This is a genomic window from Rugamonas rivuli (genome assembly GCF_009380165.1).
Lineage (GTDB): Bacteria > Pseudomonadota > Gammaproteobacteria > Burkholderiales > Burkholderiaceae_D > Rugamonas > Rugamonas rivuli.
In genome coordinates, this window is record NZ_WHUF01000006.1 from 212,186 (window position 1) to 226,716 (window position 14,531).

The following is a 14,531-nucleotide window of genomic DNA, read 5'->3' on the forward strand; positions in this document are numbered from 1 at the left end:
AGGGGCCCTTTCTTTACATCAGCCTAGCGCTTAGAAGCAGCAGGCCAGCATCTTGATGCAGCACTCCAGGCCGTTGCAGCAATCCATGGAGCTGGCGTAGGCGCCGGCGGATGCCAGCAGGATGGCCGTCACGGCCGATGCTTTGATGATGATCGATTTCATGGTGTTTCCTTATAAAAGTAGAAGTTGTTTGCTTGATCGAAAACACTCTACCGTCAGTCGGGAGGACACCACACTTTGGTCGGCGGGGTAGGCAGGATGGCAGGGGCGGGACATTGCGCCGCCACACTGGCGGGCGGCGTAGCCGGCAGCGCGATATCGCCCAGGGCCGCCGGCATCGCTGACGGCAGGCAGTCGGCCGCCACGCACTGCGTCACGGGACAATCGGCGCTCTTGCAACAGGCATGCGCGGGCGCGGCCGCCAGCATGGAGCTGTACAGCACGAAAATCACCGCGACAAAGAGGGCCAGGACGTTACGCATCCGTCCATTGTAGCAAGCGGACGGGTGGAAAGGTTAGGGCGAGCTTAAATCCGGCCATGCTATATTTCAAATATGAAAAAGTCCCTGATGGCACTGGCGATGTTGTGCTTGGGCGTGCTCCACGGAGCGGCGCGGGGCGAAGTCGTCAACGTCTATACCAGCGCCCGCGTTGCGCCCTTGGTTATCGGTGACGGTGGCGGCATCTATCCCGACATGGTGGCGTACCTGAACCGCAAAAAACTCGGCCAGCTGAGTTTCAAATTGATCTATCTGCCGCGCAAGCGCCTGCAGCTGCAAGTGGAGCGGGGCGAGCTGGACGGCATCGTCATCGGCATGATGCCGGAATGGTTCAACGACGCGGCCGAGAAAAAATACCTGTGGACGGTGCCGTTCAACATCGACCGTTATGTGATCGTGCTACCGGCGGGGCAGGCTTACAGCGAATCCAAGCCTGGCGCGCTGAGCGGCCGCACGGTCGGCATGGCGCTCGGCTACAGCTATCCCGATCTGGAAGCGTGGGTGCGCCAGCAAGGCCTGGTCCGCAGCGACGCCATCAGCGACGACAACAACTTGGAAAAACTGCGGCTCGGGCGGGTGGACAGCGTGATGGTCGCCGAGTCGATCGCGCGCTACTACCTGAAGGTGCACGCGGTGGCAGCCGACAAATTCCAGCTGCACGAACTGCCGTCCCGCGCGACCGAGCGCCGCTTCCTGGTGCCCCGTTCCAAAGCGGCGGTCTACGACAGCATCGCCCCCGTGATCCGGCAGCTCAAGGACGATCCCGAGTGGCAGCGGCTGAAGGCCAAATACGAATAGGCCGCTGCCTCTCTCAAGCCAACCGTGCGCGGAAGAAGTCAGTCGTACGCTGCCAGGCCAGCTTGGCGGCGGCGGCGTCGTAGCGCGGCGTGGTGTCGTTGTTGAAGCCGTGCTCCACGCCCGGATACACGTGGTACTGATAGTTCGCCCCGGCATCCTTCAGCGCCTGCTCGTAGGCGGGCCAGCCTGCGCGGATGCGCTCGTCGTTGCCGGCGTCGTGGATCAGCAGGTGGGCCTTGATGCGCGCCACGTCCGCTGCCGCCGGTTGTCCACCGTAGAAAGGCACGGCGGCCGCCAGTTCCGGCAGCTGCGTGGCGAGGTAGTTGGAAATCCCCCCACCGAAGCAGAAGCCGACCACGCCCAGCTTGCCGTTCCCTTCCGGTTGTTGTTGCAGCCAGCGCGCGGCGGCGACGAAATCGGCGCGGGTCTTGGGCTGGTCCAGCTTGCCGAACAGGGCGCGCGCCTTGTCCTCGTCGCCGGGGTAGCCGCCCAGGGTGAACAAGGCGTCTGGCGCGAAGGCGATGAAACCGTCCAGCGCCAGGCGGCGGGCGATGTCTTCGATGTGCGGGTTCAGGCCGCGATTCTCATGCACCACCAGCACCAGTGGCAGCTTGCCCTTGGCGTCGGCGGGCGAGACCAGGTAGCCGCGCACCGTGCCGTTGCCCTGCGGCGAAGGCAGTTCGACGAAACGGGCCTTGATGCGGCGGTCGTCGGCGTTGACCACCGGAGCGGCGAAGCTGGGGCTGAGCGTGGCGAGCAGGCCGGCGGCCGTGGTGCCGCCCACCGCGTAGCGCGTCGCCGACGACAGGAAATCACGGCGCGTGATGCCGCCGTGTACGTACTGGTCGAACAGCTTCAATACTTCAGGGTCAAAATCGGCAGCGGTTTTGCGTGTCATGTCTCGATTCCTCAGGCAGGTGGGCGAGCGGCTAGTGTAGCGCGATGCCGTGCCGGTGGCGCTGCGCGGGGGAGGAATATTTACGCATATTCAAGTGTGGTTTTTGGATCACGTCTGGAGATCGGAGTACACGCCACGATCTGATTCGACTTAGCAAATATTGCTTGCACTGCCCGCAATAGCACGCGCATAATCGCAAAAAAAACGAATGTTCATTCATTATGGAGACAACGATGCGTACGTGTGACCGTGGTTCTGGCTCGAAATTGAAACTGACATATCTCCCCCTGGCGGTAGCGTGTGGCACGCTGCCGATTGCCGTCTGGGCCGAGCCACCTGCCTCCGAGGCTGTCACCGCACCGGTGGCGAGCGCCACCGGCGACCCGATCGAGATCGTTACCATCACCGCGCAGCGCCGCCGCGAACCGGCGCGTGAAGTGCCGCTGAGCGTGGACGTGGTCAAAGGCGAGGCGCTGGAGCGGGGCGGCTATCAGTCTTTGGGCGACCTGGCGGCACTGCTGCCGGGTGTCAATCTCAACCAGGCGGGCGGCGCCACGGGCCAGAGCCAGATCACCATGCGCGGTGTCACCACCGGGTCGCAGGTCGGTGCAACGGTCAGCATGTATATCGACGATGTGCCCTTCGGCTCCAGCTCCGCGTATGCCGGCGGCGGCTCCAGCGCGCTCGATCTGGGCCTGTTCGACCTGGCCAATGTGGAGGTGCTGCGCGGACCGCAAGGCACGCTGTACGGCGCCGGCGCGATGGGCGGCTTGATCAAGTATGCAGCAGTCGAACCCGACACCGGCGAGTTCAGCGTGACAACCACGGGCGAGCTTTCACGCAAGCAGGGCGGCGAATCCGGCCACGTGTTGCGCGCCGTGGTCAACACGCCACTCAAACCGGGCGTTGCCGCGCTGCGGGCCACGCTCTACCAGCGCGCGGACGGCGGTTTCATCCGCGACTTGAATCATCCAGGCGGCGCGTCCGATGGCTCGACCACCTCGGGCGGGCGGCTCGCCTTGCTGCTCACCCCGAATAAAGACCTGTCGTTGCGCGTCACTGCGTTAAGCCAACGCCAGCGCCGCGACGGCGCCGCTGCCGAGGACATGAACCTGGCCACGATGCAACCGGTCGATGGCCCGGATACCATGCGGCGCTTTATCGCCGAGCCGGTCGACGTGGGCAACGATCTTGTTTCGCTGGCGGTCAAGGCCGATCTGAAATGGGCCACGCTGGACGTCATCAGCGGCTGGCAGCGTTCCACCAACCATGGCCGGATGGACCCATCGGCCTTCTATGTGCCTTTGCTGGGCGCGGCCGGCATCAACGCCGCCGGCTACGCCCTGGACTATTCGTTCTACAACCGCAAGCTGACCCAGGAAGTGCGCCTGACTTCACCGCGCAGCAAGATATTCGAGTGGCTGGCCGGGGCCTTCTACGCCAGCGAGGAGGGCTCCAAGAATCAGCACATGGATCCGCTGAACGCGGCGCGGCAGCCTGTCGCGCCGCTGCTGCTCGACGCCACGTTTCCCTCCACCTTCCGCGAGGCGGCGCTGTTCGGCACCGGCACGTACTACACCAGCCAGCAGACCGACCTGTCACTGGGCGTGCGCCGCAGCCAGAACCGCCAGCATCTCGACAATCAGCTCAGCGGGCTGTTCGCGCCGGCGTCGCAGCCGGCGGTCGATTCGTCGGAAGGCGTGACCACCTGGCTGCTCACCGCCCGCTGGCGGCCCGCCGCCAGGCAAGCCCTGTACGCGCGGGTGGCCAGCGGCTACCGTCCGGGCGGCCCCTTGCCCGTGATCCGCAATCCGCTGACCGGCGAACCTTTGAACAAGCCCGCCTTCCGCTCCGACAGCCTGTGGAGTTACGAGCTGGGCTGGAAAGGCGATTTGCTGCCGAACCTGCTGGCATCGGAACTGGCGCTGTATCAGATCAACTGGAAAAACATGCAGGTGTTCAGCGGTGGCGGCGGCTTCGGCGGCATCGGCAACGCCGGCAGCGCCCGCTCACGGGGGCTGGAGTGGACCTTGCGCAGCGCGCCGATCAGCGGCTGGCGGCTGTCCTCCGCGCTCAGCGTCATCGACGCCAAGCTGCTCGACGCCAGCCCGGATCTGGGCGGCAAGGCCGGCGAACGCTTGCCCGACACGGCCCGTGTGTCGACCGCGCTGCAGGCCGACCGCGAATTCCAGCTCGGCGGCCGCGACGCCTATGTGGGCGCCACCGCGCGCTACACCGGCGAGCGCTTCAACACCTTCTCCGCCGCGCCCGGCATACCGCTGTATCGCATGCCAGGCTACGCCACCTTCGATGTGCGCGGCGGCATCGAGTTCGAACAATTCGCGTTGTCGCTGTTCATCCGCAATCTGGGCGACCGGCGCGGCCAGACCTCGGCCGACACCACCCTGAGTTCGCTGGGCGGCCCGGGCCGGATCAACCTGATCGCGCCGCGCACCTTCGGCCTGCAGCTCAGCAAGTCCTTCAAGTGAGATACGGAGTTCATACCATCATGCATATCGAAACTTTTATCGACGAGGTAATGTTCAAGCAGCCGCTGCGGATAGCCGGCCGCACCCTCAATAGCCAATCCGTGCTGCGCGTCACGGTACACGGTGGACCGCATGTGGCGCATGCCGAAGCGGCAGGTGTTTTTTACCGGGGCGAAAGCGGCGCCAGCATGCGGCGCGAGATCGACACATTGCTGCCGGACCTGCCTGCCGACTTGCTGGGCGTCTGGGGTGCGGTGCGCCAGATGGCGCCGGGCGGCGCGCGCAATGCGCTGGACTGGGCCTGCTGGCAATTGAGCGCCGCCGCGCGCGGCGAGCCGACCTACCGGCAAGCGTTCCTTGCCCGCGTGCGGCCGCTGGTCACGATGGTCACGCTGGGCGTCGCCGAGCCGCAGCAGATGGCGCAGGCGGCGCTGGCTCTTCCGTCTGCCCGGGCGCTCAAGCTGAAGCTCGATGGCGGCGACCAGGACGCGGCCCGCGTGATCGCCGTCAGAAAGGTACGGCCGGATGTCAGGCTGTCCATCGATGCCAATGAAGGCTGGTCGCTCGAACATCTCGACCGCATGATGGCGGTGCTGGTCGATAACGGCGTGGAGCTGATCGAGCAGCCATTGCCCGCGAACGCAGACGGCGCGCTGGAGCGGATGCGCGCTCCGATCCCGCTGGCCGCCGACGAATCCCTGCAAACCATGGCCGATCTGGATCGCGTCCAGGCGCGCTACCAGGTGACCAACATCAAGCTCGACAAATGCGGGGGACTGAGCGAGGCGCTGGCGCTGGCGGCCGAAGCGCGGCGGCGCGGCCTGCGCGTCATGATCGGTTGCATGGGCGGCCGCTCGATGGCGCTGCTGCCGGCGTTTATCGCGGCCCAGGGCGCCGATCTGATCGACCTCGACGCGCCCCTGTTCATGGCCAGCGACACCACGCCGGCCGCGCTGTATCACGGCGGCTGCATCAGCTATGCCGAGTCGGCGTTCAGTCCGAGCCGGTCGGCCGCAGCGGCGCCGTATAGCGCTTCACACGCACCGGTGCCCCATGCAGTTGCGTGATCAACATGCGCGCCGCCTTGAGCTTGGCGTCGTTGCAGGAGGGGACGCCGATCAGCATCTGCGCCTGCGCCGACAACAGCAGGGACATCAGCGCCTCGCCGACGGCCTGCACATCCTGCGTGCCGCCGCCGCTGGCGACGCGCGCCGCCGCCCCCAGCACTGCATCGCGCAGGCGCGTGAAGTTGCGCACCACCACCGCCTGCACCTCGGCGTTGCGGCGCGCGATGGCGGCCACTTCCAGCGCGGTGCACGCCGCCTGGCTGGCGGAACCCGGCGCCTCCAGCGCCTGCAGGATGGCCTCGACCAGACCGAGCAGCTCGCCTGCGGTGGTGCAGGCGTCGAACGGCTCGCCGTTGACGCCGGAGTCGATCAGCTGCAGCAGCACCTCTTCCTTGGAACGGAAGTGGACGTACAGGGAGCCGACCGACAGGCCGGCCTGGGTGCTGACGTCGCTCATCGTGGCCGCGTGCACGCCCTTTTTCTCGAAGACGATCTGGGCCGCAGTGAGTATCTGTTTGCGCATCGAGGCCATATGGCGCTCATCTCTTTTGGGCATGGCTGACGTTAAAAATGAATGATTATTTATTTTACTTTGAAAGAGTATGCAATGGCTAACACTGAAATCGAAAAACTGGCAGCTGTAATGAACGAATTCGCCGGCGCTGGCGCCGGTGCACCCGGCGCCATCGTCAGCGTACGGCGCGGCGGCAAATCGCTGCTGCGCGGCGGCTTTGGACTGGCCAGCCTGGAATCGGGCCTGGTCAACACGCCGTCGACCAAGATGCGGATAGGCTCGACCACCAAGCATCTGGCTTGCACGCTGGCGCTGCTGCTGCGCGACCAGGGCAAGTTGTCGATCGACGAGCCGGTGTCGCGCTGGCTGCCGGAATTGCCGCCGTCCCAGGGCCGGCGCACGCTGCGGCAATTCATGAACCACACCGGCGGCACCCGCGACTACCTCGACCTGTCGCTGCTGTCGAATGGCATGGTGCTGGCGCCGGGCGAGGCGGCGTTCGACTACCAGTGCCGCCAGCACGACGACAACTTCGCCGCCGGGGCCCAGTTCATCTACAACAACGGCGGCTATCGCATGCTGTCGATGGTCATCGAACGGGTGCTCGGCATGCCGCTGGCGCAAGCCATGGCCGAGCACCTGTTCGAGCCGCTGGGCATGCACGACACCTCGCTGTGGAGCAGCGATCTCGATCCGCTGCCGGGCAGCGCGGCCACCCACATCGCACGGCCGGACGGCAGCTTCGGCAAGGGCATCTTCCCCTCGGTGATCCTGGGCGAGGGCGGGGTCGCCTCCACGCTGGACGACATGCAGCGCTGGCTGGCGCACCTGCTGGCGCCGACCTTGTGGCCGGCCGCGCTGTCGATGGAGATGCTGGCGCCAACCGAACTGAACAATGGCCATGTCACCCCCTACGGCTTCGGCCTGATCCGCGAGCAGTGGCGCGGCGTGACGCTGGTGCACCACGCCGGCGGCGTGGTCGGCGGCAGCTGCCAGATGCTGGCGGCGCCCGAGCACGACATCCAGATCGTGGTCATCACCAACCGCAGCGACAAGGCGGCCCCGGCGCTGGCCGAACAGTTGCTGGCGGCCTTGCTGGACGAGACGCTGGAGGCGGCCGCAGCGCCGGCCGATGCGGCGCTGATCGACAGCTACGGCGGCGACTATTACTGCCGCGCCAGCGGCCGCCACTTTGCCATCGTGCTGCAGGAGGGCGTGCTGTGCCTGAAGGACTTCGGCATGCCGCTGCCGCTGCAGCAGGGCAGCGGCGATACCTTGCGCATCAATCTGCTGTCGGTGATTGTGCTGGAAGTGACGGCGTTGCGCGACGCGGAAGGCAAGGTCCACGCCATCGACGTCACCCAGCAGGGACAGCGCATGCGCTGCGAACGCGTCGTTGCCGAGGACCGGGCCGCGCTGACGCTGGCGCCGTTCGCGGGCAACTGGGTCAGCACGGAACTGGGCGCCGACATCGTCATCAAGTCCGAACCGGGCAGCATGCGGATTGCCGGCCTCTACGGCCGCAACAGTTACAAGCTGGAGCCGCTGCTGGCCGATGTCTGTCTGCTCAGCTGCGACGATCCGGCGGTGCCGCTGGCGGGCACGCTGCGCCTGGACGGCGCGGCTGGCGAACGCCGCCGGCTGGTGCTGGATACCGCGCGCACCCGTGGCCTGAACCTGGCCGAGGGGCGCGTCCATGGCTGAGCTACGTCCGCCCGCGCGCCTGATGGCGGCCGGCTTCGGCGCCGGCCCGCTCGGCGCGACGCTGGCCTCCGGCGTGGTGCCGCTGCTGTTCCTGTACTACCTGACCGAGTACGCGCAGGTGCCGGCCGGCTTCGCCGGCGTACTGCTGGCGCTGCCGAAGTTCGCCGACTTGCTGCTCGACCCCTGGCTGGGCCGGCGCGCCGACGCCTGGGCGCGCGCACTGGGCAGCCGCAGCCTGCTGCTGATGCTGATCGCGTGTGCGTTGCCGGTGCTGAGCGTGCTGATGTTCCTGCCGATGACCGACCTGGCGCTGCCGTTGCGGGTGGCGGCGTTTGGCGTGCTGCTGGTGCTGCAATCGCTGATGCTGACGGTGTTCGCCGTGGCCCACACCGCCATCGCCAGCGACATCGCCGCCGACATGGCGGGCCGCAGCACGCTGATGTCGGCGCGCGCGCTGGGGCAGACGGTGGCGGGGCTGGCGGTGTCGGTGCTGGCGCCGCAGCTGGTGTCGGGCTTCAAGACCTTCCATGGCGGCTACCTGGGCATGGCGCTGGTGCTGGGCCTGGCCTCGATTGCCGCCAGCGGCGCCTGCTGGCTGGTGGTGCGTCGCGTGCCGATGCGCGATGGCGCCAGCGGGGAAGCGTCGCTGTCCCTGCTGCCGGCGCTGCGGCGCACGCTGCGTAACCGGGCCTTTTATTGCGTGGTGCTGCTGCTGATATTGCTGGGCGCCAGCAGCACGGCGCTGTTCGCGGCCCTGCCTTACGCCAACCAGCACCTGTTGCGGGCGCAGCCGGACAATCTGTCGTTGCTGCTGACACCGATCTTCCTGTCGGTGCTGGCCGGTGTGACGGCGGCGCCGTGGCTGACGCGGCGCGCGCCGCCGCAGACGGCGCTGGGCGGCGCCCTGCTGGTGGCGCTGGCCGGGGTGTCGTGGCTGACGGCCGTGGCGCGCGGCAACGGGCAAATGATCGCCGCGTCGGTCGTGTTCGGGCTGGCGTTCGGCGTGCTGACCGTGCTGATCTCGACGCTGGCGATGGAAGCCGCCACCAAATCCTCGGGCGAGGGCGAAAGCCTGGGCATGTATCTGGGCATATTGTTTTCGGCAGAAAAACTGGGCCAGTCCCTGGGCGGCATCGTGGTTGGATTCGGCCTGGACTGGGTCGGCGGACTCGGCGCGGATGCACCGCCTGCGGCGCTGTCGCGCCTGGTGGTGGTGTGGATCGGCGCGCCGGTGTTGCCGCTGGTCGCCGCGCTGCTGATGCTGTTGTTACTGACTTCGCGCCTGCGCGCGTTCTGGCATAAGGAAGCTGTTCAATGAAAATCTTCACCTCCGCGCTGGTCACAGAGACCAACACGTTTTCCACTTTTCCCACCACGATGGAGGCGTTCGAGGAGCTCGGCATCGTGCGCGGCCCCATCACTGCCGCCGCCTTGACCGAGACCGGCGCGATCGGCGGCCAATGGCGCCGTCTGGCGCAGCACTATGGCGACGAATTGCACGAGGGCTTGTACGCGATGGCGCAACCGGCCGGCCGCGTGCCTGCGGCCACGTATGCCCAGTTGCGCGACGAACTCGTCGAACGGGTCCGGCAGGCGATGCCGCTGGACATGGCGCTGCTGTTCCTGCACGGCGCCATGGCGGCCGAAGGCGTGGACGATTGCGAAGGCGATTTGTTGCGCGCCGTGCGCGAGGTCGTCGGCGTCGGCTGCGTGATCGGGGTCGAACTGGATCCGCATTGCCATCTCAGCACCGCCATGACGACGCACGCCGATGCGATCGTGCTGATGCGCGAGTATCCGCATACCGATTTCGAGCAGCGGGCGGTAGAGTTGTTCGAACTGTGCCGCGCTGCCGCCAGCGGTGCGACCAAGCCCGTCATGGCCGTGGTCGATTGCCGCATGGTTGGCTTTTATCCCACCACGTCGGAACCGATGCGCGGACTGGTCGCCGCCCTGTACGAGGCGGAACGCCGCCCCGGCGTCCTGTCGGCCAGCCTGGTGCATGGCTTTCCATGGGGGGATGTGGCCGACGCCGGCAGCAAGGTGCTGGTGGTGGCCGACGGCGACCGCTCGCTGGCCGCGAGCGTGGCCCAGGAGCTGGCGCAGCGCTTCTACCGCTTGCGTCACGCGTTGCGGCCTACCTTGCAGAGCATCGATCAGGCGCTGGCGGCGTTGCCTGCCGGCGCGGCGCCGTTGATCGTTGCCGATGCGGGCGACAATCCGGGCGGCGGCGCGCCGTGCGACCATACGGTGCTGCTGGCGGCCCTGTTGCAACGGCCCGAGCTGCGCAGCGCGGTGGGCATGCTGTGGGATCCTGAAGCTGTCGAGCTGTGCCACGCGGCCGGGGTGGGCGCACGCTTGCATCTGCGCATAGGCGGCAAGGCCGGCCCTGTATCGGGCCAGCCGCTGGAAGTGGAGGTGGTGGTGCGGGCGACCGCCGAGCGCCATACACAACAGACCGCCGGCATGAGCGACCCGCTGGGACGGGCGGCATGGGTGCGCGCCGGCGCCACGGACATCGTGCTGATCAGCCGGCGCCAGCAAACCCTGTCGCCGAGCGCGTTCACCGGACTCGGTGTGCCGCTGCATGAGGCACGGGTGATCGCCGTGAAATCCAGCCATCACTACTACGCCGAGTTCCAGGCGCTGTCCACCGACTGCCACATCGTTGAAACCGGTGCGGCGCTGTCGATGGATTTCGCGCATCTGCCGTACCGGACGCGCGGCCGCGACTATTTTCCCGCGGTCGAAAACCCGGCGCCGGAGCTAGCATGAGCGCCGCCTCTGCAATGACGACGCGGGAACAAGCACAGGCATGGGATCGCGACGATGCGCTGGCCAGCCACCGGGCATTGTTCGATTTGCCGCCCGGCCTGATTTACCTCGATGGCAATTCGCTGGGGGCGCTACCCCGCGCCACGCCGGAGCGCGTGAGCCAGGTCGTGCGCGGCGAATGGGGACAGGGCTTGATACGCAGCTGGAACAAGGCAGGCTGGGTCGACCTGCCGCGTCGCGTGGGCGACAAGATCGCGCGTCTGGTGGGCGCGGGGGCCGGCGAATTGGTTGTGGCGGACTCGACCAGCGTGAACGTGTTCAAGACGCTGCATGCCGCGCTCGCCATCGCCAGGCAGGATCGCCCTGGCCGCCGCCTGATCGTCTCGGAGCGGGATAACTTCCCCACCGACCTGTACATCGCCGACAGCCTGGCCCGCGAGCAGGGCTGCACGCTGTTGCTGGTCGACGCCGTCGAGCAGCTGGGGCCGTTGCTGGACGATGGCGAGGTGGCGGTGCTGATGCTTACCCACGTCAACTATCGCACCGGCCGCATGCATGATATGGCGGAGCTCAACCGCCGCGCCCACGCGCAGGGCACGCTGGTGTTGTGGGATCTGGCGCATTCGGCGGGCGCGGTGCCGCTGGACCTGCATCGCGACGACGCTGATTTCGCGGTCGGCTGCGGCTACAAATATCTGAACGGCGGTCCCGGCGCACCGGCCTTTGTGTGGGTCCATCCGCGCCATGCGGGGCGTTGCACTCAGCCGCTGTCGGGATGGTTCGGCCATGCGGCGCCGTTCCAGTTCACACCGACCTACACGCCGGCGCCTGGCGTGGGGCGTTACCTGTGCGGCACGCCCGCCGTACTGGGCATGGCGGCGCTGGAGTGCGGCGTCGACACGCTGCTGGCGGCCGGCGATATGCAAGCGCTGCGCGCCAAGTCGCTCGCTTTGACGCAGCTATTTATCGAGCTGGTCGATCAACGTTGCGCCGGGCACGGCCTGGCGTTGGTGACGCCGCGCACGGTTCATTTGCGCGGCAGCCAGGTTTGCCTGTCGCATCCCACCGATGCCTACGCCATCATGCAGGCGTTGATTGCGCGCGGTGTCATCGGCGATTTTCGCGCGCCTGATATTTTGCGGTTCGGCTTCACGCCGCTGTACACGCGCTTTGTCGACGTGTGGGACGCGGTCGATAGGCTGGAGCAGGTGCTGTCGTCCGGCGCTGCGCGCGAGGCGGTGACATGAGGGCGACAGAACGCATCGTGCATGAGGAGCGGGCGCGGCTCGATTTCTCCAAGGAGATGAGCTACTCGGACTATCTGCGTCTTGATCAGTTGCTGGACGCGCAGCGTCCCTTGTCGCCGGATCACAACGAGCTGCTGTTCATCATCCAGCACCAGACCAGCGAGCTATGGATGAAGCTGTTGCTGCACGAGTTGCAGGCGGCCATAGGCTGTGTGGCGAACAATGAGCTGGACAGCGCGTTCAAGATGCTGGCCCGCGTGCGTCAGATTCTGCGGCAACTGGTGGATGCCTGGAATGTTCTGGCGACATTGACGCCGCCCGAGTACAGCGCCATCCGTCCGTATCTGTCGAGCAGCTCAGGCTTTCAGAGTTGGCAGTATCGTTGTGTGGAATTTTTATTGGGGAACAAGAACGCAGCGATGCTCAAGCCGCATGCGCATCACGCCGGCCGCCTGCTCGACGTCGAGCTGACCTACCGTCAACCATCGCTCTACGACGAGACCTTGCTGCTGCTCGAACGCCGCGGCTTTGCCATTCCCTCCGAGCATACGCAGCGTGACTGGACCGAGCCTCATGTTGCGAGCCCGGCTGTAGAACAGGCCTGGCTGGAGGTGTATCGTAGTCCCGAACGGCACTGGGATCTGTACCAGCTGGCCGAGGCGCTGGTGGATGTCGAAGAGGCATTCCGGCTGTGGCGCTTCCGTCACGTCAGCACGGTCGAACGTGTGATCGGGTTCAAGCGCGGGACGGGCGGCACCTCGGGCGTTTCCTATCTGCGCAAGATGCTCGACGTGGTGTTGTTCCCGGAGCTGTGGACACTGCGCACTGTGATGTAATGAAATACCTTTCAAACCAAAGGAGTTTTCCATGTCGTTAAATACAAGCCTGCCGTTTTCCAAGATCCGGCGTGCGGGCGGTCTGGTGTTCCTGTCCGGCGAGTTGCCGCTGAACGCGGACGGTTCCATCCCCGAGGGAGTCTCGGCACAAACCGACCTGACCTTGCAGCGCATTGGCGCCACGCTGGCGGACGCTGGCCTGACCTTGGCGGATGTGGTGCAAGTGACGGTGTACCTGAGCCATCAAGAAGACTTCGCCTCATTCAACGAGATCTATCGCCGGCATTTCAGTGCTCCCTTTCCGACGCGTACCACGGTGGTGGCCGCGCTGGTCGTGCCGTCGGCACGGGTCGAACTGACGGTGGTCGCGGCCGAACCAACCCCAAGCTGAGCGCGGCCGATGGCACAGGAGATATTGGTATTGGGCGCCGGCATGGTCGGCGTCAGTGCCGCGTTGGAATTGACGTTGCGCGGTCATGCGGTAACGCTGGTGGACCGGCGTGCGCCGGGCCAGGAAACCTCGTACGGCAACGCCGGCGTGATCCAGCGCGAGGCGGTGGAGCCGTATGGCATGCCGCGTGATCTAGGGACATTGCTGTCGGTGGCGTTGCGGCGCTCGTTGGACGTGCATTATCACGTCGGCGGATTGTTGTCGGTGTTGCCGCAGTTGTTCAGATACTGGCGCGCGTCGGCGCCGGATCGGCATCGGCAAATCAGCCGCCAGTACGCCAGCCTGATCGCACATGCGACCAGTGAGCATGAGCGCTACATGGCGTTGGCCGATGCGCAGGATCTGGTGCGCAAAGATGGCCTGCGTCTGGTGTATCGCACGCCGCAGGCATTCGACCAGGCCTTGCTGGACTCGGAGCGCCTGCAGCGCGAGTACGGTATCGTGTTTGCGCCGATGGATGGCGATGCACTGTCCGCAGCCGAGCCGGCTTTCCGTATCGCGTTGGCGGGTGCGGTGCACTGGCTGGACTCCTGGAGCGTCAGCGATCCCGGCGCGTTGGTGGAGCGATATGCGCGGCTGTTTCAGCAGCAGGGCGGGCGCCTGCTTGTCGGGAATGCGGAGAGCCTGCGCGCAACCGCCTCTGGCTGGCAGATCGACACGACGCAAGGGACGGTAGACGCCGCGCATGCGGTGGTGGCGCTGGGCCCGTGGGCCGCGCAGTTGACGCGTCGCCTGGGCTATCGGCTGCCGCTGTTTGTCAAACGCGGCTATCACCGGCACTACACCGGCGGAGCCAGTGTCAAGCTGCCGATGCTGGATGCCGAGCGCGGCTACGTGCTGTCGCCGCAACGACGTGGCCTGCGCCTGACCACCGGCGCTGAAATCGCCCACCAGGATGCCCGTCCGACCCCGCACCAGCTGACCGGTGCGGAAGCGGAAGCGCGAGGCTTGCTGACGCTGGGCGAGCCGGTGGAGGTTGATCCGTGGCTGGGGAGCAGACCTTGTTGCGCCGACATGAAACCAGTGATTGGCCGGGCGCCGCTGCATAAGGGCTTGTGGTTCAACTTCGGTCATGGGCATCAGGGCTTTACGCTGGGGCCGGCGAGTGCTCGTTTGCTGGCCGATCTGATCGAGAACCGCGCACCCTACACCGACGCGCAACCGTTTTCGCCAGCCCGATTCGGCGCTTGATGCTGCCCGCCTAGACAAAATGCAAAAAGCCCAGCCGGTAAAGGCTGGGCTTTTTGCTGGA

Annotated in this window: 14 protein-coding genes; 10 read left to right on the forward strand and 4 right to left on the reverse strand. The window is 66.3% G+C overall.

The genetic code is table 11. The features are described from left to right. Positions 1-30: 30 nt before the first annotated feature. On the reverse strand, positions 31-162 hold the full coding sequence (locus GEV01_RS31345; protein WP_268878370.1) for a hypothetical protein: 132 nt from the start codon (positions 160-162) through the stop codon (positions 31-33). Between the two features lie 53 nt (positions 163-215). Continuing rightward, entirely contained in the window at positions 216-482 is a 267-nt protein-coding gene (locus GEV01_RS22530) for a hypothetical protein (RefSeq protein ID WP_152807760.1), read from the reverse strand. Positions 483-554: 72 nt separating this feature from the next. Here GEV01_RS22530 and GEV01_RS22535 point away from each other — a divergent pair, with 72 nt between their 5' ends. After that, entirely contained in the window at positions 555-1,298 is a 744-nt protein-coding gene (locus GEV01_RS22535; RefSeq protein WP_152807761.1) for a substrate-binding periplasmic protein, read from the forward strand. Positions 1,299-1,311: 13 nt separating this feature from the next. Here the strand turns inward: GEV01_RS22535 and GEV01_RS22540 are convergent, their stop codons facing one another. Next, complete coding sequence (locus tag GEV01_RS22540; RefSeq protein ID WP_152807762.1) at positions 1,312-2,196, reverse strand: dienelactone hydrolase family protein; 885 nt, start codon at positions 2,194-2,196, stop codon at positions 1,312-1,314. 266 nt (positions 2,197-2,462) lie between these two features. Here GEV01_RS22540 and GEV01_RS22545 point away from each other — a divergent pair, with 266 nt between their 5' ends. Further along, positions 2,463-4,685 (forward strand): TonB-dependent receptor, encoded by a 2,223-nt coding sequence (locus tag GEV01_RS22545; protein WP_175023181.1) that lies wholly within the window; start codon positions 2,463-2,465, stop codon positions 4,683-4,685. A 20-nt stretch (positions 4,686-4,705) separates the two neighbouring features. Beyond that, positions 4,706-5,752, forward strand: coding sequence for an enolase C-terminal domain-like protein (locus GEV01_RS22550; RefSeq protein WP_152807764.1), 1,047 nt, complete (start codon positions 4,706-4,708; stop codon positions 5,750-5,752). Here GEV01_RS22550 and GEV01_RS22555 read toward each other — a convergent pair. Beyond that, a complete protein-coding gene (locus GEV01_RS22555) occupies positions 5,679-6,308 on the reverse strand; it encodes a TetR/AcrR family transcriptional regulator (protein WP_152807765.1) in 630 nt (209 codons plus the stop codon). The genes GEV01_RS22550 and GEV01_RS22555 overlap by 74 nt on opposite strands. Before the next feature lie 51 nt (positions 6,309-6,359). Here GEV01_RS22555 and GEV01_RS22560 point away from each other — a divergent pair, with 51 nt between their 5' ends. The 7 genes from GEV01_RS22560 to GEV01_RS22590 are packed head-to-tail and all read left to right on the forward strand — an operon-like array spanning position 6,360 to position 14,470. Next, a complete protein-coding gene (locus GEV01_RS22560) occupies positions 6,360-7,970 on the forward strand; it encodes a serine hydrolase domain-containing protein (protein WP_175023185.1) in 1,611 nt (536 codons plus the stop codon). After that, entirely contained in the window at positions 7,963-9,288 is a 1,326-nt protein-coding gene (locus tag GEV01_RS22565) for an MFS transporter (protein ID WP_152807767.1), read from the forward strand. The genes GEV01_RS22560 and GEV01_RS22565 overlap by 8 nt, the downstream gene beginning before the upstream one ends. Next, positions 9,285-10,745 carry a M81 family metallopeptidase gene (locus GEV01_RS22570; protein WP_152807768.1) on the forward strand — a complete coding sequence of 487 codons (1,461 nt, stop codon included), beginning with the start codon at positions 9,285-9,287 and terminating at the stop codon, positions 10,743-10,745. The genes GEV01_RS22565 and GEV01_RS22570 overlap by 4 nt, the downstream gene beginning before the upstream one ends. A 14-nt stretch (positions 10,746-10,759) precedes the next feature. After that, positions 10,760-11,992, forward strand: coding sequence for a kynureninase (gene kynU, locus GEV01_RS22575; RefSeq protein WP_152807930.1), 1,233 nt, complete (start codon positions 10,760-10,762; stop codon positions 11,990-11,992). Continuing rightward, positions 11,989-12,828 (forward strand): tryptophan 2,3-dioxygenase, encoded by an 840-nt coding sequence (gene kynA, locus GEV01_RS22580; RefSeq protein ID WP_152807769.1) that lies wholly within the window; start codon positions 11,989-11,991, stop codon positions 12,826-12,828. The genes kynU and kynA overlap by 4 nt, the downstream gene beginning before the upstream one ends. A 31-nt stretch (positions 12,829-12,859) precedes the next feature. Further along, positions 12,860-13,219, forward strand: coding sequence for a RidA family protein (locus GEV01_RS22585; protein ID WP_152807770.1), 360 nt, complete (start codon positions 12,860-12,862; stop codon positions 13,217-13,219). A 9-nt stretch (positions 13,220-13,228) separates the two neighbouring features. Then, a complete protein-coding gene (locus GEV01_RS22590) occupies positions 13,229-14,470 on the forward strand; it encodes an NAD(P)/FAD-dependent oxidoreductase (protein WP_152807771.1) in 1,242 nt (413 codons plus the stop codon). The last annotated feature ends 61 nt before the right edge of the window (positions 14,471-14,531 follow it).

Excerpts from the sequence above, each read along its gene's own strand:
- kynU (WP_152807930.1), top strand. The coding sequence starts at position 10,760 with ATGACGACGCGGGAACAAGCACAGGCATGGGATCGCGACGATGCGCTG.
- GEV01_RS22535 (WP_152807761.1), top strand. The coding sequence starts at position 555 with ATGAAAAAGTCCCTGATGGCACTGGCGATGTTGTGCTTGGGCGTGCTC.
- GEV01_RS22550 (WP_152807764.1), top strand. The coding sequence starts at position 4,706 with ATGCATATCGAAACTTTTATCGACGAGGTAATGTTCAAGCAGCCGCTG.
- GEV01_RS31345 (WP_268878370.1), bottom strand. The coding sequence starts at position 162 with ATGAAATCGATCATCATCAAAGCATCGGCCGTGACGGCCATCCTGCTG.
- GEV01_RS22530 (WP_152807760.1), bottom strand. The coding sequence starts at position 482 with ATGCGTAACGTCCTGGCCCTCTTTGTCGCGGTGATTTTCGTGCTGTAC.
- GEV01_RS22565 (WP_152807767.1), top strand. The coding sequence starts at position 7,963 with ATGGCTGAGCTACGTCCGCCCGCGCGCCTGATGGCGGCCGGCTTCGGC.
- GEV01_RS22540 (WP_152807762.1), bottom strand. The coding sequence starts at position 2,196 with ATGACACGCAAAACCGCTGCCGATTTTGACCCTGAAGTATTGAAGCTG.
- kynA (WP_152807769.1), top strand. The coding sequence starts at position 11,989 with ATGAGGGCGACAGAACGCATCGTGCATGAGGAGCGGGCGCGGCTCGAT.
- GEV01_RS22560 (WP_175023185.1), top strand. The coding sequence starts at position 6,360 with ATGGCTAACACTGAAATCGAAAAACTGGCAGCTGTAATGAACGAATTC.
- GEV01_RS22555 (WP_152807765.1), bottom strand. The coding sequence starts at position 6,308 with ATGCCCAAAAGAGATGAGCGCCATATGGCCTCGATGCGCAAACAGATA.
- GEV01_RS22590 (WP_152807771.1), top strand. The coding sequence starts at position 13,229 with ATGGCACAGGAGATATTGGTATTGGGCGCCGGCATGGTCGGCGTCAGT.
- GEV01_RS22585 (WP_152807770.1), top strand. The coding sequence starts at position 12,860 with ATGTCGTTAAATACAAGCCTGCCGTTTTCCAAGATCCGGCGTGCGGGC.
- GEV01_RS22570 (WP_152807768.1), top strand. The coding sequence starts at position 9,285 with ATGAAAATCTTCACCTCCGCGCTGGTCACAGAGACCAACACGTTTTCC.